Raw genomic sequence first — 18,847 nt, forward strand, 5'->3', positions numbered from 1 at the left:
AAGTTACACCTGTGTAAGCACTTGCCTCGATTCAGACCCCGCCGGACGCGTTGTACACGCGTCCGACGGGGTCTTGTTGTATCTTGTTGCTGTTCAACCTCTTATGGCCAACGTGTAAAACGGTGCTGTCGAACGCCTGCACGGAGGGAACGGAGGTAACGGAGGGAGGCATCTCCGTTACCTCCGTTTCTTTCTCTTGACCATTCATCCGGACCCGCGGCGGTCCAGCGTCCTCACCCCTTGCCTCTCAGTGCATGGGGATGGAACATCACCGCGTGGAGATCCGGATCTCATTCGAAGACGTGCACGGTGGAAGACGATCGAGCGGTGAAGGTGGATGGACAGGCGCGCTCCGGGGCCGTTCCCATGGTCCTGAGCGCGTTCTGTTTCAGCCTGATGAGCCTGCTGGTGAAGCTGGTGGGCGCGCGCATCCCCAGCCAGGAGGTGGTGTTCGTCCGCGCCGTCGTGTCGCTGGCGATGGCGTACCTGCTCGTCCTCCGCGCCCGGCCGGGGAACTGGGGCAATCGCAAGGGACTGCTGGTGGTGCGCGGGCTGATGGGGTTCGCGGCGCTGTCGTGCTTCTTCTACGGCATCATCCACCTGCCGCTGGCCGACGCCACGGTCATCCAGTACATGAACCCGGTGTTCACCGCGTGGCTGGGATGGTGGCTGCTGGGCGAGGCGCTCACCGTCGGCGAGGCGGTCTTCAGCGGCGTGGGGCTCCTGGGCGTGCTGCTGATCGCCCGCCCCACCGCGCTGTTCGGCGGCGAGGGCGCGGCGCGGCTCGATCCCGTCGCGGTCTCGGTCGCGCTGGCGGGCGCGATCTTCTCCGCGGCGGCGTACGTCAGCGTGCGGCGGCTGTCGCGCACCGAGCACCCGCTGATCATCGTCTTCTACTTCACCCTGGTCACCGTCCCCGCTTCCCTCCCCGGCGCGCTGGCGGGCGCGGTGATGCCGCGGGGCGTCGAGTGGCTGCTGCTGGCGGGCGTGGGGGTGACGGCGCTGGTCGGGCAGGTGTTCCTGACCAGCGGCCTGCAGCGCGAGCCCGCGGGCCGCGCGACGGCCATCGGCTACGTGCAGATCGTGTTCGCCGCCACGTGGGGGATGCTGTTCTTCCGCGAGTGGCCCGACGCGCTGAGCCTCCTCGGCGCCGCGCTGGTGCTGGTGAGCGTGGTGACGCTCGCCCGTCGCCGCGGCAGCCCCGAGGTCCGCACCAGCCGCGCCGAGGAGCCGACGGCCGAGGCGGTCTGACCGTTCAGAAAAAGAAGAGGAATGGTCTCACGCAGAGCAGCGGAGGAAGCAGAGAACTCACCTCTGCTTCCTCTGCTCCTCCGCGTGAGACTTGTCTGTTCAGTCAGGGACCGAGCGAGGCTGAGGGTTGGAATCAGCCGCCGGCCTCCTGCAGGAAGAGCAGCGTTTGCCCGCCGGGGTAGGCCAGGCGCAGCAGCAGGTCGCGGCCGTCGCCGGCGCGCTCCACGTCGATGCGCTGCACCGCCTCCACGCTGTGCGTCAGGTGATCGGTGGGGTCGCCGTCGGTCAGCATCAGCTCCACCCGGCCATAGCGCGGCTCGAAGGCGGCGCCGCGGAAGTGCAGCTCCATCTCCGCCCACTGCGCGCCCAGCTCGGCGTCGTCCAGCTCCAGGCGCGTGGCCCGGCCGGCGTTCCGGCGGGTGAAATCCCTCAACAGCTGCGGCCACTGGCCGCGATCCACTGCGGCGGTCATCGCTCACCTCGTGCTGCGCATCCAACGCCCGCGGCGGAGAGGCCGCCACGGTCCCGGGTGATGAAGATGGCGCCGCGCCCGTCTCCGCGCGGTAAGGCAGCCGTCAACACCCGTGTCAGGCAATCCTTGACGCGCAGGCACTTCCGGCGGATTTCGCGCGCGCTTACCTTCGAACCCTAGCTTCCGACCCGATCCCGTCTCCAACCCGGTACGCTCCGGCCCGAATGAGCAGCACCCTGCCGCCCGCCGGCACCGACGAGCTTTCGCGCCTGCTGCTGGACAGCGTGCGCGACGAGGCCATCTTCGCGCTCGATCCCACTGGCCGCGTCGTGCGCTGGAGCACGGGCGCGCGCGAGGTGATCGGGTACGAGGAGCACGAGGTGCTGGGCGTGCACTTCTCGCGCTTCTACACCCCCGACGACGTACAGCTGGGGCTGGCCGAGCGCGAGCTGCGGCGCGCGCAGCAGCACGGCCGCTCGGAGACGGAGGGGTGGCGCGTGCGCAAGGACGGCTCGCGCTTCTGGGCGCAGATCGTGACCACCGCGCTGCACGACGACGCCGGGCGCCTGGTCGGCTACTCGCGGGTGGTGCGCGACATCACCGAGCGGCTGCGCTTCGAGGAAGCCATCCGGCTCTCGGAGGCGAAGTTCTCGGGGATCATCTCCATCGCCACCGACGCCATCGTCTCGGTCGACGAGGAGCTGCGCATCGTCCTCTTCAACCAGGGCGCCGAGCGGATCTTCGGGTGGACGGCCGAGGAGGCGATCGGCAAGCCGCTCTCCCATCTCCTTCCCGAGCGCTTCCGCGGCCGCCACGACGCGCACATCCACGCCTTCGCGGCCGGGCCCGTCGCCGCCAAGCGGATGGGCGAGCGGCAGGAGATCTACGGCCTGCGCAGGGACGGGACGGAGTTTCCCGCCGAGGCCAGCATCTCGCGGCTGGAGCTGCCCGGCGCGCGGCTGTTCACCGCCGTGCTGCGCGACATCACCGACCGCAAGCGGGCCGAGGAGGCGGTGGCGCGCGCGCTGGCCGCCGAGCAGGAGGCCCGCGCCGAGGCCGAGGCGGCGGGCGCGCGCACCCGCTTCCTGGCCGAGGCCGGGGCGCGGCTCTCCGAGTCGCTGGACCGCGAGACGGTGCTGCGCACGCTGGCCGGCGCGTCGGTGCCCATGCTGGGCGATTGGTGCGTGGTCTTCCTGCGCGAGGACGACGGGCAGATCCGGCGGGTGGCCGCCGCGCACCGCGACCCCGAGCGCGAGGGGCTCACCCGCGAGCTCCTCGGCCTTCCCGTGGAGCCGGCGTCGATGCACCCGGTGGCGCGGGCGATGGAGACGCGCGAGCCGGTGCTGACCGAGTCGCTCCCCGACGGCTGGATCGACGGGATCGCGGCGGGCGGCGAGCACGCGCGCATCCTCCACGAGCTGGGGATGCACGCGGTGCTCGCCGTTCCCCTGGTGGTGCGCGGCGAGGTGCTGGGTGGGCTGGGACTGGTGATGTCGTCGGCCGAGCGGGGCTACACGCCGGCGCTGGTGACGGTGGCGGGCGAGCTGGCGTCGCGCGCGGCGCTGGCGGTGGAGAACACGCGGCTGTACGGCGCGGCGCAGTCCGCCATCCGCGCGCGCGAGGACGTGCTGCACGTGGTCAGCCACGACCTGGGCAACTCGCTCTCGGCCATCATCGTCACCACCACCGTGCTCCTCCGCACCCTTCCCGAGGAGGAGGCGAACGACGACCTGCGCAGGCGCATCGCCAGCATCCGCGACCTCGCGCGGCGGATGCAGCGGCTGCGGCAGGACCTGCTCGACGTGGCCAGCATCGAGACCGGGCGCCTGGCCATCGAGTGGGACGCATGGGACCCGGGCGGGCTGGCCGGCGAGGCGCTGGAGTCGTTCGCCGGGCTGGCGGCCGAGAAGGGGCTGCGGCTGGAGGGCGACGTCGCCCCCGATCTCCCGCAGCTGGAAGGCGATCGCGAGCGGATCATGCAGGTGCTGGCCAATCTCCTGGGGAACGCGGTGAAGTTCACCCCCGAGGGCGGCCGCGTGGGGCTGCGCGTGTCGGGCGGCGACGGGGAGGTGCGCTTCGAGGTCGGCGACACCGGGCCGGGGATCCCCCCCGAGCACCTGGTGCACGTGTTCGACCGCTTCTGGAAGGTGCGCAGTGCCAACCGCCAGGGCGCGGGGCTGGGTCTCGCCATCGCCAAGGGGATCGTCGAGGCGCACGACGGGCGCATCTGGGTGGAGAGCGTCGAGGGCGAGGGGAGCACCTTCGTCTTCACCCTCCCCCTCCGCGAAGGCCTGACGGAGATCGAGGAAGACGAGGATCTCTAGAAAAGAAGGTTCACGCAGAGGTCGCAGAGCCGCAGAGGACTTCGATCCGTTCCTCTGCGGCTCTGCGACCTCGGCGTGAGACAAGTCGTTCGGGGTGAGAAAGGTACGCTTCCTGCGCCGCGCATCCGCACGATGAGCACGCAATCCGACCGTCTCGAGCGCCGATCCGCGCCGCGCGACCATCAGCCCGCGCGCAACGCCATGTTCCGCCTGTTCCGCTGGGTGGGCGGGCACGTGCGCGGCTTCCACGCGGCCGTCGGCGCGCTGCTGATCGGCGGCGTGGCGGTGATCGTGGTCTGCGTCGCGCTCTTCTCCGCGCTGGCCGACGAGGTGATGGAGGGCGACACGCTCGCCTTCGACCGCTCGGTGCTGCTGTGGATGAACGGCCACGCCTCGCCGCAGCTGACCAGCCTGGCGCTGGACGTGACGGCGCTGGGCGCGGGGACGGTGGTGTGGCTGGTGATGATCGTCGCCAGCGTCTTCCTCTGGGTCAGCCGCCACCGCTGGTCGGCCGCGTTGCTCTGGGTCTCCATCGCCGGCTCGGGGCTCATCAACGCCGTGGTGAAGCTGTTCTTCGACCGCCCGCGGCCGCAGCTCTTCCCCTGGCGCGTGCCGTACGCGGGGTTCTCGTCGTTCCCCTCGGGGCACTCGATGACGTCGATGGTGTGCTACGCCACGCTGGCGTTCCTCATCGCCCGGCTGGTGCCCTCGAAGTTCCTGCGCCGCTTCACCTTCGGCGTGGCGGCGCTGATCATCCTGCTGATCGGGCTGTCGCGGATGTACCTGGGGGTGCACTACCCCACGGACGTGGCGGCCGGGTTCATCATGGGGCTGGCGTGGGCGTCGTTCTGCGCGCTGGGGATCGAGGCGCTGCGCTACTTCCGCCACCGCGAGCCGCAGGTGGCCGCGCAGGAGCAGGACCTCGACGCCACCGCCGAAGCCGGCCCCGCGGGTGACGCATCGACGCAGGCCGCCTGAGCGGCCCCGAACGCGGCACGACCGGCTCCGGGCGCACCTTCGCGTCCGGAGCCGGGTCGTTTGCGGCATCTACCCTGATGACCGTGGAAGCGCGTTCCACGGGGGATGTCCGACTGCTCCAGGCCTGGAGAGTGGGTGGGGCGATCAGTGCACTTCCATGAAGACGACGTCGTGTTCCGCGCGCGCTCAAAGAGCAAAGCAGGAGGCGCGCCACGATTCCTCCCGAACTGTAAATCTGTTTTCCACCGATGTTTGTGAGATTCTACACGCCGTTCGCCGCTGCGGCAGGGTAGTGCGGCGGCACCAGATCGGTGCACCATTCCGGTTCGAGGCGATCGCGCGGAAGCGGCCATCGCCCCGGGTTGGGGAGGAAGGTTGTCATTCCGAAGGCGCCGCGCCGCCCTCTCCTCCACGCAAAACCGTGGCGCCTGAGGAATCTGTGGCCGGCTCCCGAGCCACAAGCCGCCTGTCGCTCGGACGCAGGCCACAGATTCCTCGGGCGCCGCCCGGTATCAGCGCGATTGAAGATCAGGAGCAGCGGCGCCGCTGAATAGAAAGTAGATCGCCTAAGTCATTGTGGTGCAGGCGATTATGGCTTTCATTCTCCGTGGTCGCGCGCAGCGCGGTGTACGACTCGGAATGACATCCGATCGGAATGCAGGGCACAGAGGAAAGCAGAGGCACGGAGAACAAAATCGCAGTCCTCTGTGCCTCTGCTGTTCTCTGTGTCCTCTGTGCGATCCGTTTTCCTGATTCAGGTGGCGGCCACGGCGACGCCTTCCTCCTTCTGCGGCGCGGGGGGCTCTTCCTCGCGGTGCGGGCCGATGCCGAAGCTCAGGAAGAGCGTGCCCACCACCAGCGCGGCGCTGGTCCAGAACGGGAACCCCGTCCCCATGTGCTGGAAGGTCCATCCCGCCAGCAGCGGGAAGAGGACGCGCGCCGCGCCGCCGTAGCTCTGCTGCACGCCCATCATCACCCCCCGCTCGCGCGGGTCGATCACCTGCGACAGTAGCCCGGTGACGCACGGGAAGGTGAACGCCGTCCCCAGCGGCATCAGGGCTGCCACCAGTGCCAGCACCACGATCCGCGGCTCGACCGACGCGCCGAAGGGGAGGGCGATGGACCAGCCGGTGCGGATGGCGGCCGTCAGCGGGATCAGCCCCAGCCCCAGCGCCAGCAGCGCCTGCCCGATGCGCGCCAGCCGCGGCTCGCCGAAGCGGTCCACCGCCGGGCCCAGGAAGAAGGCGCGCACCAGCACCGAGATGGCCCCGTTCCAGGCGAAGAACCAGCCGATGGAGCGCTCGGTGATGCCGAAGCGGGCGGCCAGGAACAGCGCCAGCACCGCCGTGAACCCGCTGAACGCGCCCATGGCGATGGCGTAGATCCAGATCAGCCGCGGCGCCGGGTCGCCCGGGTGCGTAGCCACGTGCAGCGCGGCCTCGGCGGGGCGGATCACCGTCTTCTTGGCCTGCGGCGGCTCGGGGACGTGCGACTCGCGCACGTACGCCCACACGAAGCCGATGTTGGCCGCGCACAGAGCCGCCGCCAGCACCCCCGGCGCGCGCGGCCCCCAGAACGCCAGGCTCAGCGACCCCAGCGCCGGCCCGATGCTCACCCCCAGGTTCGTCGCCGCCGAGAGCCAGCCGAGCGCGCGGGCGCGGTCGCGCGGCTCGGTGCTGTCGGCCACGTACGCCTGGATCACGCCCACCGTCCCCCCGCCCGCGCCCTGCACGATGCGGGAGAGGAAGAGGAGCCAGAGGTAGAAGCCGGCCGAGCGGTGGTCGCCCGTCGGCAGGCTGGCCCAGGCGAAGATGAGATACGCGGCGACGGACGCGGTGAGCGCGGTGAGCAGCACCGGGCGGCGGCCGTAGCGGTCGGAGAAGCGCCCCCAGAGCGGCGCGCTGAGCAGCTGGGCGAGAGAGAACGACGACACCAGCGCGCCCACCGCGAAGCCGCCGGCGCCCAGCCGCGTGGCCACGAACGGGAGCTGGGGGACCACCATCAGGAGGCCCATCATGTCCACGAACGCCGCGAACATCAGCGCGGTCAGGTTCCCCGCGCGGTGCCGGGTCACGGGGCGTCCGGGGTTGCGATGGTGATCATCCGTTGTGAGGCGAAGGTTGGACGCGGAACGTACCCGCGCCCGCGGGGGGAGTCAACCGAGCACACTCCTCGCGCCGGCAGCTTTCGATGGCTTCCCGCCTTCGCCGGGTTGTCATCCTGAGGGCGCGGGCGCCGCAACCCGCGTGAGCACCGACGCTTGCCGCGCCCGAAGGATCTTGCCGGTTCCGCCGGGAATGCCGGTCCTGAAGGGCAGGCATCTTCGCGGGGACGAGTAGATCCTTCGCCGCCGCCCGGCATCGGCCGTGACGATGTGCCGGTGCGGCGGCGGCCTCAGGATGACACCACGCGCGCGCGCCGGTCCTCCGTCATCGCGACGGCGCCGTGGGGATGCGGAGGACCGGGTATGCGTTGTCCTTGAGCCACGCGTCCAGCAACCCCCACGCGGCGAACCCGTCGTCCGAGCGCGGCTCCAGCAGCGTGAACGCCAGGCGCCCCAGCGGCTGGGCCGCGGACACGCGCAGCCAGTTCCCCGCCAGCGTCCTTTGCGCCGGCCGCCACGCGCCGAACAGGCGGCGCTCGCGGTGCCCCTCGCTCTCGTTCCGCGCCGTGGTGGCCGAGTCCACGCGGAACTCCTCGGCGCCGGAGATCGCGCCGCCGGCGACGCGCTCGACGCGGATTCCGTGCGCCCTCAGCCGGTCGGCGATGTCGCCCAGCGAGTCGGGGAGGAGCCAGGCGGCGGGGGCGCGCTCCGTCCCGGCGGCGTAGTAGGCGATGAACTCGGGCATCCGCTCCGGGCGGACGACGTCGCGCCGGCGCCACATCACCTCGCCGCTGTACGGGTTGCGCTCCTCGGTGACCTCGCCCATCAGGATCTCCGCCGGCCCCGTGCGCCGCAGCCGCGCCGTCACCGCCATCTCCATCCCCACCACGCCGCGCCGGTCCGCCTCGGCCGTGATGCGGCGGATGCGCGTGGCGTTGGCCGCGGCCCAGTCCACGATCTCCTCCACGAAGCGCCGCTGCACCTCGATGCGCTCGCCGAAGGTGAGATACGAGTAGGTTTCGCTGAGGATGCCGAAGCGGTTGCGCAGCCCCCAGTAGTGGTTGCTGAAGCGCGGCCGCCAGTCGTACGTGTACCATCCGCGCTCCGCGCCGGGTCCGGCCGCCCACGGGCTCTCCGGCGCGGGGACGTTGCCGTAGTCGTGGAACTCGTAGCCGTATTTCCGCTTCGCGCTGCGGGTGATGGCGGGGAGCCACTCGTCGCGCAGCAGGGCGGAGATGGCGGCGTCGGTGTTGGGGTGCAGCGGTGGCGCGTAGGTGAGGTGGTACGCGTGGAAGGTGCCGTCGGTCGTGTGGAGATCGACCAGCACGTGGGGATCGTACGCGTTCATCAGCGCGGCCTGCGCGCGCGCCTCGGGGGTGTCGAGCTTGGTGAAGTCGCGGTTGATGTTGAGCCCCTGCGCGTTCGGACGCGTCCCCATCCCCGCCACGGGGCCGTGCTGCTGCGGCCGGTGGTTCAGCGCGATCCGCTCGTTTCCGTCGGCGTTGAAGATCGGCGCGACGAGCAGGACGAGGGAATCCGCCCACGCCGCGTGCCCGCCGCGGGCGACGTCGCGCAGGATCTGCAGCAGCCCCTCCTTCCCCTCCACCTCGCCGGCGTGGATGTCGCCCTGCAGGTAGACGACCGTCTTGCCGCTCGCCCGCACCGCCCCGGGAGATGCGTCGCGCACGCGGCCGACGACGGCGAGCGGGAGCGCCCGCCCCTCCCACGTGTAGCCGAAGGTGGCGAGGTGGATCAGCGGCGACGCGCGACCGACGGTGTCGAGGAACGCCACCACGTCCGCGTACCGGCTGGTCTCGCGGAACTGCGACCGCTCGGCGCGCGTCAGCGGCGCCACCGCCTGCGCGGATGCGGCCTGGGAGACGAGGGAGAGGACGATGGGGAGGACGAGGAGCCGTCGGCGCATGGGTCTGCGGGTCGCGAGGGGAACGCGGGGCGAGCAGACAACGTACTCCGCGGCGGGTGGGATGCAATGAACGGATGGCGCTTGCGCGAGCGCCGCCGCCGGGCGAACGTGTGCGCGGCTCCCTCCCACCGTCTTCGTCCTCGACTCATACGGACGCTCGGATTTTCGTGGGGATGATGATCAGACGCGGCCTCTCGTACGCCCTCCTCGCCCTCGCCCTGGCCGGGTGCACGCCGCCGCCGGTGGTGATCCCGCCGCCGCCCCCGCCGCCCCCGCCCGAGCGGACCGCGGAGGAGATCGCGGCGGAGCGGGCCGCGCGCGCCCGCCAGCTGTGGGAGGAGGGGATCACCTTCGGACGGCAGGGGCGATGGTTCCAGGCGGAGCGCTCGTACCGCGAGGGCGCCACGCTGCAGCCGGATTCGTCCAAGTTCCCCATGGCGCAGTCCACCGCGCTGCTGCAGATGGGCCGCGACGCCGAGGCCGCCGACGCGCTGCTGGCCGCCATCCGCCTGGAGGAGGGGGGGCAGCCGGTGAACCACGGCGTGCTGGCGGTGGACTACGAGCGGCTGATCCAGATCCTGGAGCGCGTCGGCCGCCTGGACGAGGCCCGCACCGCCCGCGAGCGCCAGCGCTTCCACCGCATGATGCGCGACGCCCAGCCGCAGCGCTGAACCAGGGCCTCACGCGGAGACGCGGAGAACTCAGTGCTGCGATTGGTTCTCCGCGCCTCCGCGTCTCCGCGTGAGACTCCGGATCGGTCGCGGCCGATCAGTAGGCCGCGGTCATGCGCCGGCCGACGTTCTTCCCCTGCTCCAGCTCGTCCACCAGCGCGATCGCGAAGTCCTCGGCGGAGATGCGGCTGTGCCCCTCGGCGTCGGTGAGCAGCTGGTCGCCGCCGGTGCGGTAGCGGCCGGTGCGCTCGCCGGGCTCGATCAGCGCGGCGGGGCTCAGGTACGTCCAGTCCAGCCCGTCGGCCTCGCTGCGGAACACGCCCAGCGCGTCGCGGGTGGCCAGCGCCGCCGGCTTCCACGCGGCGGGGAACCCGGGTGTGTCCACCAGCTGCACTCCCGGCGCCACCTCCAGGCTCCCCGCGCCGCCCACCACCAGCAGCCGCTTCACCCCCGCCTGCCGCAGCCCCGCGATCAGCGCGCGCGCCGATCCCACGTAGACGTCCGTCCCCGTCGTCGCCGACGGGCCCACCGAGCTGATCACCGCGTCGTGCCCGCGCACCGCCCCGGCCACGCTCGCCGCGTCCGTCGCGTCGCCCCGCACCGCGGCAACGCCCTCGGGCGCGCTCAGCCGCGAGGGATCGCGCGCCACCGCCGTCACCTGGTGCCCGCGCGACAGCACCTCGCGCACGACGCGCTGCCCGATCATCCCGCCCGCCCCGAAGATCGCGATCTTCATCGTCCCATCTCCCTTCCGCTCGAGGTTCAAGTCTGTATCCAAATCAGTTACACACTTGGGTACGAAAAAATCAGGCGGACGACGGCGATCCAGCCGGCCGGCGGTCGCGCTGCCGCACGTCGGCCAGCATGTCGGCCACGGTGCGGCGCGCGAGCTCGGCCTCGAGCGCGCGGGTGGCGGCGTCCATGGTGCCGCGCAGCGACGCCTGGATGTTGCGCCCCACCGGGCACGCCGGGTTCGGATCCTCGCGGTGCAGCGCGAACAGCTCGCCCTCGTCCACCGCGCGGTACACGTCCAGCAGCGTGATCTCCGACGCCGGCCGGGCCAGCAGCGCGCCGCCGCCGGTGCCGAGCTGCGCGCGCGTAAGTCCCGCCCGCGTCAGCATCTGCAGCAGGCGCCGCACGACCGCCGGGTTGGTGTTCACGCTTCCCGCGATGTACTCCGACGTCACCGGCTCGCCCCCGCCGTTCTCGATCAGCGTGAGGATGTGCACGGCCACGGCGAAGCGGCTGCTCATCGTCATCGTCCGCTCCCAAGTGTGTAACTACGATAGATACACACTACCGTGCGCGCAAGCCCCTCGTGATTGTCATTCCGGTTGTCGCAATTCATTGTGCATTCCAATCGGATGTCATTCCGAGCGGCGCCGCTGCTCCGAATCTTCAATCGCGTCGATGCCAGGCGGCGCCCGAGGAATCTGTGGCAGGCGTCCGAGCGACAGGCGGCCTGTGGCTCGGGAGCCGGCCACAGATTCCTCAGGCGCCATGGCTTCGGCCTGGAGGACAGGGTGGCGCGGCGCCTTCGGAATGACATTCCTGGTCCAGCATTGGCGCCGTAACGAGTTCAGCGCAGCGGCGCCGCCGGAATGACATCTCTTGATCACGGTCGATGAGCCCGATTCCCATGCCTGCGATCAGACGCCTTCGTGCCGACGAGTGGCGCGCGTACCGCGACCTGCGGCTGCGCGCGCTGGGCGACTCGCCGGACGCGTTCGCCAGCGTGCTGGAGACGCAGCGGGTGAGGCCCGACTCCGACTGGCAGGATCGCCTCGCCGCCGGCGCCGCGTCGCCGGCGCAGCTGCCGCTGGTAGCGGAGGAGGGGGATGCGCTCGTCGGGCTGGTGTGGGGCGTGATCGATCCTCCGAACACCGGGACCGCGCACGTCATCCAGATGTGGGTGGCGCCGGAGGCCCGGGGCCGCGGCGTCGGCGCCATGCTGCTCGACGCGGTGGTCGCTTGGGCGCGGGACGCAGGCGCGCGCGGCGTGATGCTGGACGTGACCTGTGGAGATTCGCCCGCGCGCCGCCTGTACGAGCGCGCCGGCTTCGTCCCCGCGGGCGACCCGGAGCCGCTCCGGGCCGGCTCCGATCTGCTCGCCCAGCCGATGCGGCTGGAGCTGTGACAGTCCATGCACTCCCGCGCCGGAAGGTCACGAACGAGGAGGCGACGGACTCGGTGCTCGATTGCTTCCCCGATCGATAGTTAAGCCGACACTTAAGTATCACTTCTCTGCGGAGATAACACCGATCTCCGTCCTGCGTCTACGCCACGCCCGCGTCGCCGATCGACCGCGGCAGGTCGAGCTCGTCCAGCTCGCCGGTGCAGTCGATCGTGAGTCCACGTGGCGTAGTCAGCGTTCGTCGGCGACCTCTACTCCCGCGCGGCAAGACGCTCTGTAAACTGCGTCATCGGGGGTCCGTCGCGGGCGAGCCATCGGCGCGTGACCCTGGCCGAGTGAGCAGCCGGCCCGACGGAGCCGAGGATGCAACGACGCACGGGGTTCCCCGCGGGGCCAGGACGTTGGAGTAGAGGGTGGGCCGGGCAGGCGATCGACATGCCGAAATTTCGGCCCGGATCGCGTCCACGCCGGGCCGGCGGATACGCACGTGCGCCCGATTCGCACGATTGCCCCCCGATGACGCAGTTACCGATCTCGCTCCCGCGCCCCAGCGTGGGTTGCGGCAACGGGCGGGGGTGCGACACGAGGTTCCATCCCACGTCGGCAGTCGATAGTTAAGCACTTACTTAAGTATTGCCTGCGTATCTGCGGGGATGACGCCGATCCTCCGTCCGCCTCTACGCGACGCCCACCGCTGCGTCGCCGATCAGGCGCGGGAGGTCGTAGTCGGCCAGCTCGCCGATGCGCTCGATGGTGACGTCCGCGGGGGCGTAGCGGGCACAGAGCTCGGGGTCGAGCGCGTAGTGGCCCTGGCGCGGGAAGACGGTGGTCAGGCGGCCTCCCCACGCCGACCGCATCGCGTCGAGGATGCGCAGCTTGTCGTCGACCATCACGTAGTGGCGCGCGGGAAAGCGGGCTTCCACGTCGTCCATCATCTCCTCCTTGTGGATGTAGATGAGGACGTTTCCCTCCACCGCGTCCCACAGCCCGCTGCGCTCCACCTTGCGCGGCTGGAACACCACGTCGCCGTCCGACAGGATCGCCACCGGGCCCCATGCCTTGCACCGGTCGATCACGTCCAGTGAGCCGGGATACAGCCGGTTGGCGAACGGATAGTTGACCAGGTACGTCGACACGGCCAGCAGGTTGGGGTCGCGCGGGTGCTCCACGCGGAAGCGCTGCAGCGCGCCCAGGTAGTCGGCGTAGCCCAGCTCGGCGCGCAGCTCCTCGAACGTCTCCCAGTACCACTGCGCGCGCTCCGCGCCGAACGCGCCGGTCAGGTGGCGCTTGAGGTCGGCGGTCACGCGGTCGTTGTCGAGCAGCGTGTTGTCCACGTCGAACAGGAACACCACGTCGTGGCGCAGGCTCATCGTCGTCTCCCCGGTGCAGGCGTCCGCCGGACGATACGACGCGCGCCCCTGCCGGGCCAGACGCGGGTGACTCTCCGCTCCGGGTCCACGATCCGCGTTCCGCGTGCGTCCGTGCCCCACTAGCTTGCAAGATCGGACGTTGCTTCGCGGGCGCCGGACCTGAATGCGGAGGGATGAGCGTATGGAGGAGGAAAAGCCGACCGACGCGACGCTCCTTACCTTCATCCAGATGGAATGGGCCGATCTCCACCACTCCCGCGTGCAGGAATGGACCGCTCTCGGGGTCGTCGCGGGGGTGCACGTGGTGCTCATCCAGGCTGTCTCGTTCCTGGTCGAGAAGCACTTCGCCGCCCCTCACGTCACCGTTCTCGCGGCCAGCGCAGTCGCAGCCTCCTTCGCGGTGTTCGGGATCCTGATCACGCTGCGGCATCGCCACCTGATGAACGTGAAGCTCCACTGGATCTCCCAGGCCGAGGAGAGGCTCGGCCTCGTCCGGAACGAGCAGAACGACGCGGGGATCATTTCCACCAACGAGTTGAATGAGCCCGGCCGCGGGAGGAAGAAGCGGCGCCCCGGCAAACCCGTCGCCTGGAAGGGCCTCGCCTGGCCCAGGCCTTTTTCGACCGGCGGCCTGCTGATCGGCTTCTACGTCCTCCTGATCGTGGTGGACCTCCTCGTGGTGGTGACGATATGGCTGGCGCGAGGGCGCCTGCCTGCCTGACGCGCACCCTCTAGCGTCGTTACGGGATTCCGCGCATCCGAAATCGTCGATGAAGCACCGGTACGTCCAGCCGCTCACCGGAGCAGGGGTGGCCGCCGGGGCCGCTGTCCTGTCGGCCTTCTTCTTCGTCGCGTTCCTTGCGCCGGGATGGCCGCGCACGGCGTGGGAATGGGCGATCTCCGCCGCGCTGGGCCTGCCGCTGCTGGTGCTGGCGGAGATGATCCTGGCGGTCTGCTTCTCGATGGGCCCGCCGCGCTTCCGCCTCGTCCGCCGCCTGACGCCGTCGGGGATGCAGGTGTTCCGCTACCGCGCCGGCTCGCGCACCGCGCAGGCGGTCGTGGTGGCCGTGCGCATCCTCGCCGCCGCGGCACTGTTCGGCGCCGCGATCTGGGCGCTCGTCGCCTTCCTGCACCTCCCCGCCGTCCGCGCGCAGTTCCGCTGACGCGACCCCGTTCCCGCCGGAGTCGTCTTCGCGCTCGTCCACATCCCACCCGGAACACGGCCATGGGCAAAGCGAAAGTGTTGTGGGAGGTCACCCCCGCTCCCCATTACCAGCCCGCCATCCTGCCGCCGGAGGTCGGCGAGAAGATCGGGTCGCAGCTCGGCCGCCCCGCGCCACGGACCGCGGACGCGGTGTGCGACCTGCGCGGCGAGCGCTGGGTGGTGCGCGCAGGGAAGAAGAGCTTCCGGGTGGTGCGCGGAGACGACGGCCCGATCGTCTTCGGCGACCGGCCACGCCACTACGCGTCGAGCCGGCTCCCCACGCTGCGGCGGCCGCAGCCTCAGCCCCCGGAGCGGGAGATCCTGCTGTCGCTGTATCCGGAGGTGTGCTCCGGCTGGCGGATGCTGACGGACGTGCGCTTCAAGCTCCTTGCGCTCGTGCCGGCCGTCTCGATCATCGCCTGGGTGCAGCTGCTCAAGGAGACCGCGCTGAACGAACCGCCGGGTACATGGGCGGGGGTGGCGCTGTCGCTGGCGGGCCTGGCCGTCACCGTCCTCCTCAGGATGTACGATCTCCGCAACGACCAGCTGTACGACGACCTGATCAGTCGCGGACGGAAGATCGAGGAGGAGCTGGGGGTGGATACCGCGCTTTTCCGCGGGCGCCCGCGAGGCGTAGGCACCCGCGTCGTCCACTCGTTCGCGCTCACCGGGATCTACGGCGTGGCGATGCTCGGCTGGGTGGGGATGGCGCTGTGGTTCACCGCCGGGCTGCTTGGCTTCCGCTGACCATCGGCTGCCCGCGCCGTTCATCATCTGTTCATCCTGCGGAGCTTGCTGCGGACGGCGCGGCGGCCAGTTTCTCAGGCGTGATCCTCCTTCCCCACTTCACCCGCTCCCTCCTTCTCCGCTCGCTGCTGGCGTGGGCGTTCATGCGCGTGCTGGCGATGTTCGTCGCGGCTGCCCTGCCCGGCGCAGCCGACGCGAATCCGCTGCGGCTGGTGCCGTGGGCGATGCTGGCGGTGGTGGCGACCACCGGATGCGTCGTCCGGCTCTCGGCGCGGCAGCGGAACGAGGAGCGCTTCCTCCTCTCGCTCGGATACGGCCGCGCGCGGCTGATCGCGACGGCGGTGTTTCTGCCGCTGCTGGTGGAGATGGCCATCGCCGTGGCGATGCGGCGGTGAGCGCCGTGCTGCGGGTGGACTCGGTGGGGGTGAGCTTCGGGCGCCGCCGCGTGCTGGCCGGCGCGTACTTCCAGGCGCGCGCGGGCGCGGTGACGGCGCTGGTCGGGCGCAACGGCGCGGGAAAGTCGACGCTGCTGAAGATCGCGGCGGGATGGCTGCGGCCGGACCACGGCCTGGTGGAGTTCCGCGGCCGCCGCTCCCCGGCCCCGCGGCCGGCCCGGCTGGCGCGCGACGGGCTCTTCATCCTTCCGGTGGACGGCTCCGTGCTCTCGCCCGCGTTCACGCTGGCGCAGCACCTCGACGCGCTGGAGAGGCGCTTCGGCGCGGGCGACCGCGCCGCCGTGCTGGAGCGATTGGGGATCGTCCACGTGGCCGGCGTGGCGAGCCGGAGGCTCTCGGGCGGCGAGCGGCGGCTGGCGGAGCTGGCGCTGGCGGTGCTGCGGCGCCCCGTCTGCCTGCTGGCGGACGAGCCCTTCCGTGGCATCGTGCCGCATCACGCCGAGCGGGTGCTGGCCACGCTGCGGGAGATGGCGCGCGGCGGGTGTGCCGTCGTGGTCACCGGCCACGAGATGGGCTGGGTGCTCGAGGCCGCCGACGAGGTCACCTGGGTGCGCGACGGAAGCACGCAGCCGCTCGGTACCCGCGACGAGGCCCTCGCCCACTGGCGCTTTCGCCGCGAATACCTGGGTGCCGCTGGACTCCGGGATCGACCGGGCCGCGCGTAGCCGCTGGCGATGGCCGGTGTCTCATCCCGAATTCCCGGATCAACTGTGCATTGGAGGAAGGGATAGGAATAGGAATGTCATTCCGAAGGCGCTGCGCCGCCCCGTCCTCCATGACAAACCCGTGGCGCCTGAGGAATCTGTGGCCGGCTCCCGAGCCACAGGCCGCCTGTCGCTCGGAGGCATGCCACAGATTCCTCGGGCGCCGCCCGGCATCAGCGCGATCGAAGATTCGGAGCAGCGGCGCCGCTCGGAATGACATCCCGATCGGAATGCACGATGAATTGCGGCAGCCGTTATGATACCAAGCGCAGGCGACGTATTGGTGAGTCCAACCGACTCGCGTGCTGGTGCCGGCTATAGATTCTTCGGCCTGCAAGCTCTTGCGCAGACGCTGATTACGGTCTGTCCGGCCTCAGCCTCAGGATGACGTCAGCCCGGGATCGGTGTCGGTGAATCAACCGGTCTACCCTCCTTCACCTCCACGCTGTGCTCGCCGAAGGGGCGGCCGAGCTGCCGCACCTCGCGCTCCAGCTCGGGAATCCGGCGCCTGATCTCGCCGCCCAGCACGCGCTCCGCGAGGGGACTTGAGAAGAATTGCCGGACGGCGGCCAGGGGACCGAGCGACTTCGGGATGAACACCTTGCGCTTCCGCCGCTCGATGGCGTGCACCAGCGTGGCGGCGCACTCCTCGACCGAGGTGGTGGAGCCGAACGGGCCGGGGAGCTTGCGGCGCAGCTTCTCGAACGCGTCCAGGTCGTGCTCCATGTCGCGCACCATGTCGGTCCAGATCCAGCACGGGTGCGCCGTTCCCACGCCCACGCCCTTGTGCGCCACCTCCAGCCGGAAGCAGGTGGCGAAGTGCTCCACGCCGATCTTCGACGCGGAGTACGCGGCCAGCCCCGGCATCGCCGCTACCGCGGCCGCGGAGGAGACGAGCAGGTAGTAGCCCTCCCGCTCCGTCACCGCCGGCAGCGTGGCGGCGACGGTGCGGACGACGCCGATCAGGTTCACCTCCAGCACGCGCACCTGCGCCTCGACCGGCGTCACCGCCACGGTGCCGTTGCTGGCGATCCCCGCGTTGGCGACCACCACGTCGATCCCGCCCATCGCCTCGAGCGTGCCCGCCACGGCGCGGTCGAGCGCGGACTGATCGGTCACGTCGCACTCGAACCAGCGGTGCGCGGCGCCGAGCTCCGCCGCGAGGGCCGCCAGCCGGTCGGGCTCCATCCCCACCAGCGACAGGCGCGCGCCGCGGACCGCCAGCCGCCGCGCCGTCTCCGCGCCGATCCCGCGCGCCGGGCCGGTGATCAGCACCACCCTGCCAGCGATGGAGTCCGCCATGGTCGGCTCCGCTTCGTAGATGGAGATCGAGGGGGTGATGAGGCACCGGCACGGTGTCATCCTGAGGGCGCGATGCGCCGGCGTCGCGTCCGCGCCGTGATCCGTCGCGCCCGAAGGATCTGCTCGTCGCCGCGGTGATGTCGATGCAATGAGCCGCCATCACCGCCGCGCCGGCAAGATCCTTCGGTCGCCGCCGGAGATGGGGTGCGGACGAAGGTACGGCGTGGCGGCTCCGTCAGGATGACATCGCCGCGCGGCGCGGCTTCACTGCTGTGGCAGCGAGCAGCGCAGGCGGGCGATGGTGCCGGGGACGTGCTTGCTCCCCGGGCCCTCGCTGGTGAGGACGACGCTGCCGTCGCTCCCCAGCGCCACCGCCTCGCCCTGCGGCTCGGCGAGGGGGTCCAGGTCGAACTGCGCGAACGGCTGTCCGCTCCCCAGCAGGTCCTGCGTGCGGTAGATGGCCAGCGCGGCGTACGTCCGCACGGCCACGAACCGCCCGTCGGGGCTCGCGCTGGCGGCGGTGACGCGGTCGCCGATCTCCTTCGGCTCGGGGGCCAGCTCGCGCACCCGCTCCAGCGCGGGCTCGGCGCCGGCCTGCAGCGGCGTGGGCCAGCGGAAGAGCTGGATGGCGTCGTTGTTCCCCTTGCTGACCAGGTACACGCGCCCGTCGGGGAGCACGGCCATGGCCTCGATGTCGGTGCGGTGCTCGGGATAGCGCGCGCGGAACTCCTGCGCGGGCGCGGTCGCCCTCGCCCCGGGTTCGGGCTCGGGGAAGACCCACATCCCCACGTGGTTGCGGTCCTTGTCGTTGTTGCCGATGTCGCCCACGTACACGCAGTTCCCCCCGCCGGCGGGGCAGGGGCCGGTGGCGATGTCCTCCCAGTCGTGGTTCTTCGCGCCGGTCACGTGCACCGTCTGCAGCAGCCGCCCCTCGGCGTCGATGGCGAAGACGTCCGCCGGGCGGCCGGAGTCGTTGTGGCTCCAGTACACGCCCGGGCGCGTGCGGCTCAGCGCGATCCCGCTCGTCTCCGTCAGCACGTCGGGGAGGTTGAACCCCTTCTCCACCACCTCGCACGCGGCCGTCGTCCCCGCCTGGTTGGCGTCCGCGCGCCGCGAATCTCCGCCGCCGTCGCCGTCCCGGGTGCATCCCGCCGCCAGCAGCGCGGCGAGGGCAAGCATGGTCCTGCTCGTCATCCCCATCTTCATC

18 protein-coding genes are annotated in these 18,847 nt (G+C 71.0%); 10 read left to right on the forward strand and 8 right to left on the reverse strand.

The genetic code is table 11. The features are described 5' to 3' along the window. Positions 1-309: 309 nt before the first annotated feature. Complete coding sequence (locus VF092_16235) at positions 310-1,251, forward strand: DMT family transporter (GenBank protein HEX6748848.1); 942 nt, start codon at positions 310-312, stop codon at positions 1,249-1,251. A gap of 133 nt (positions 1,252-1,384) precedes the next feature. On the opposite strand, the gene VF092_16240 is transcribed toward VF092_16235, so the two are convergent. Continuing rightward, the gene (locus tag VF092_16240; protein HEX6748849.1) at positions 1,385-1,723 is read right to left on the reverse strand and encodes a DUF5335 family protein; all 339 of its coding nucleotides are present in this window, start codon (positions 1,721-1,723) and stop codon (positions 1,385-1,387) included. A gap of 224 nt (positions 1,724-1,947) precedes the next feature. Here VF092_16240 and VF092_16245 point away from each other — a divergent pair, with 224 nt between their 5' ends. Further along, a complete protein-coding gene (locus VF092_16245; protein HEX6748850.1) occupies positions 1,948-4,047 on the forward strand; it encodes a PAS domain S-box protein in 2,100 nt (699 codons plus the stop codon). A gap of 132 nt (positions 4,048-4,179) precedes the next feature. Beyond that, positions 4,180-5,025 carry a phosphatase PAP2 family protein gene (locus tag VF092_16250; protein ID HEX6748851.1) on the forward strand — a complete coding sequence of 282 codons (846 nt, stop codon included), beginning with the start codon at positions 4,180-4,182 and terminating at the stop codon, positions 5,023-5,025. Positions 5,026-5,779: 754 nt separating this feature from the next. Here VF092_16250 and VF092_16255 read toward each other — a convergent pair. After that, positions 5,780-7,099: an MFS transporter gene (locus VF092_16255; GenBank protein HEX6748852.1), complete on the reverse strand. Its 1,320-nt coding sequence runs from the start codon at positions 7,097-7,099 to the stop codon at positions 5,780-5,782. A gap of 355 nt (positions 7,100-7,454) precedes the next feature. Next, positions 7,455-9,053, reverse strand: coding sequence for a M14 family metallopeptidase (locus tag VF092_16260; GenBank protein ID HEX6748853.1), 1,599 nt, complete (start codon positions 9,051-9,053; stop codon positions 7,455-7,457). A 173-nt stretch (positions 9,054-9,226) separates the two neighbouring features. On the opposite strand from VF092_16260, the gene VF092_16265 reads away from it, so the two are divergent. Further along, complete coding sequence (locus VF092_16265) at positions 9,227-9,724, forward strand: hypothetical protein (GenBank protein ID HEX6748854.1); 498 nt, start codon at positions 9,227-9,229, stop codon at positions 9,722-9,724. Between the two features lie 97 nt (positions 9,725-9,821). Here the strand turns inward: VF092_16265 and VF092_16270 are convergent, their stop codons facing one another. Both VF092_16270 and VF092_16275 read right to left on the reverse strand, forming a co-directional pair. Continuing rightward, a complete protein-coding gene (locus VF092_16270) occupies positions 9,822-10,460 on the reverse strand; it encodes an NAD(P)-dependent oxidoreductase (protein ID HEX6748855.1) in 639 nt (212 codons plus the stop codon). Between the two features lie 70 nt (positions 10,461-10,530). Continuing rightward, positions 10,531-10,983 carry an Rrf2 family transcriptional regulator gene (locus VF092_16275; GenBank protein ID HEX6748856.1) on the reverse strand — a complete coding sequence of 151 codons (453 nt, stop codon included), beginning with the start codon at positions 10,981-10,983 and terminating at the stop codon, positions 10,531-10,533. Between the two features lie 380 nt (positions 10,984-11,363). Between VF092_16275 and VF092_16280 the strand changes: the two genes are divergently transcribed. Further along, positions 11,364-11,861, forward strand: coding sequence for a GNAT family N-acetyltransferase (locus VF092_16280; protein HEX6748857.1), 498 nt, complete (start codon positions 11,364-11,366; stop codon positions 11,859-11,861). Positions 11,862-12,535: 674 nt separating this feature from the next. Here VF092_16280 and VF092_16285 read toward each other — a convergent pair. Continuing rightward, the gene (locus tag VF092_16285; GenBank protein HEX6748858.1) at positions 12,536-13,228 is read right to left on the reverse strand and encodes an HAD family hydrolase; all 693 of its coding nucleotides are present in this window, start codon (positions 13,226-13,228) and stop codon (positions 12,536-12,538) included. 181 nt (positions 13,229-13,409) lie between these two features. On the opposite strand from VF092_16285, the gene VF092_16290 reads away from it, so the two are divergent. From VF092_16290 to VF092_16310, 5 genes are all read left to right on the forward strand, one after another. Continuing rightward, a complete protein-coding gene (locus tag VF092_16290) occupies positions 13,410-13,949 on the forward strand; it encodes a hypothetical protein (protein ID HEX6748859.1) in 540 nt (179 codons plus the stop codon). Between the two features lie 49 nt (positions 13,950-13,998). After that, positions 13,999-14,391, forward strand: a complete 393-nt coding sequence (locus VF092_16295; GenBank protein ID HEX6748860.1) for a hypothetical protein — start codon at positions 13,999-14,001, stop codon at positions 14,389-14,391. A gap of 62 nt (positions 14,392-14,453) precedes the next feature. Continuing rightward, a complete protein-coding gene (locus VF092_16300; GenBank protein ID HEX6748861.1) occupies positions 14,454-15,179 on the forward strand; it encodes a hypothetical protein in 726 nt (241 codons plus the stop codon). 80 nt (positions 15,180-15,259) lie between these two features. Next, entirely contained in the window at positions 15,260-15,574 is a 315-nt protein-coding gene (locus VF092_16305; protein ID HEX6748862.1) for a hypothetical protein, read from the forward strand. Next, positions 15,571-16,299, forward strand: coding sequence for an ATP-binding cassette domain-containing protein (locus VF092_16310; GenBank protein ID HEX6748863.1), 729 nt, complete (start codon positions 15,571-15,573; stop codon positions 16,297-16,299). The genes VF092_16305 and VF092_16310 overlap by 4 nt, the downstream gene beginning before the upstream one ends. A gap of 429 nt (positions 16,300-16,728) precedes the next feature. Here VF092_16310 and VF092_16315 read toward each other — a convergent pair whose 3' ends face one another. Both VF092_16315 and VF092_16320 read right to left on the reverse strand, forming a co-directional pair. Next, the gene (locus VF092_16315; GenBank protein HEX6748864.1) at positions 16,729-17,640 is read right to left on the reverse strand and encodes an SDR family oxidoreductase; all 912 of its coding nucleotides are present in this window, start codon (positions 17,638-17,640) and stop codon (positions 16,729-16,731) included. Between the two features lie 264 nt (positions 17,641-17,904). Then, the gene (locus tag VF092_16320; protein ID HEX6748865.1) at positions 17,905-18,834 is read right to left on the reverse strand and encodes a hypothetical protein; all 930 of its coding nucleotides are present in this window, start codon (positions 18,832-18,834) and stop codon (positions 17,905-17,907) included. Positions 18,835-18,847: the final 13 nt, after the last annotated feature.

This window comes from Longimicrobium sp., from assembly GCA_036377595.1.
GTDB lineage: Bacteria > Gemmatimonadota > Gemmatimonadetes > Longimicrobiales > Longimicrobiaceae > Longimicrobium.

Excerpts from the sequence above, each read along its gene's own strand:
- VF092_16240 (HEX6748849.1), bottom strand. The coding sequence starts at position 1,723 with ATGACCGCCGCAGTGGATCGCGGCCAGTGGCCGCAGCTGTTGAGGGAT.
- VF092_16245 (HEX6748850.1), top strand. The coding sequence starts at position 1,948 with ATGAGCAGCACCCTGCCGCCCGCCGGCACCGACGAGCTTTCGCGCCTG.
- VF092_16250 (HEX6748851.1), top strand. The coding sequence starts at position 4,180 with ATGAGCACGCAATCCGACCGTCTCGAGCGCCGATCCGCGCCGCGCGAC.
- VF092_16260 (HEX6748853.1), bottom strand. The coding sequence starts at position 9,053 with ATGCGCCGACGGCTCCTCGTCCTCCCCATCGTCCTCTCCCTCGTCTCC.
- VF092_16265 (HEX6748854.1), top strand. The coding sequence starts at position 9,227 with ATGATGATCAGACGCGGCCTCTCGTACGCCCTCCTCGCCCTCGCCCTG.
- VF092_16270 (HEX6748855.1), bottom strand. The coding sequence starts at position 10,460 with ATGAAGATCGCGATCTTCGGGGCGGGCGGGATGATCGGGCAGCGCGTC.
- VF092_16275 (HEX6748856.1), bottom strand. The coding sequence starts at position 10,983 with ATGACGATGAGCAGCCGCTTCGCCGTGGCCGTGCACATCCTCACGCTG.
- VF092_16280 (HEX6748857.1), top strand. The coding sequence starts at position 11,364 with ATGCCTGCGATCAGACGCCTTCGTGCCGACGAGTGGCGCGCGTACCGC.
- VF092_16285 (HEX6748858.1), bottom strand. The coding sequence starts at position 13,228 with ATGAGCCTGCGCCACGACGTGGTGTTCCTGTTCGACGTGGACAACACG.
- VF092_16290 (HEX6748859.1), top strand. The coding sequence starts at position 13,410 with ATGGAGGAGGAAAAGCCGACCGACGCGACGCTCCTTACCTTCATCCAG.
- VF092_16295 (HEX6748860.1), top strand. The coding sequence starts at position 13,999 with ATGAAGCACCGGTACGTCCAGCCGCTCACCGGAGCAGGGGTGGCCGCC.
- VF092_16300 (HEX6748861.1), top strand. The coding sequence starts at position 14,454 with ATGGGCAAAGCGAAAGTGTTGTGGGAGGTCACCCCCGCTCCCCATTAC.
- VF092_16315 (HEX6748864.1), bottom strand. The coding sequence starts at position 17,640 with ATGGCGGACTCCATCGCTGGCAGGGTGGTGCTGATCACCGGCCCGGCG.
- VF092_16320 (HEX6748865.1), bottom strand. The coding sequence starts at position 18,834 with ATGACGAGCAGGACCATGCTTGCCCTCGCCGCGCTGCTGGCGGCGGGA.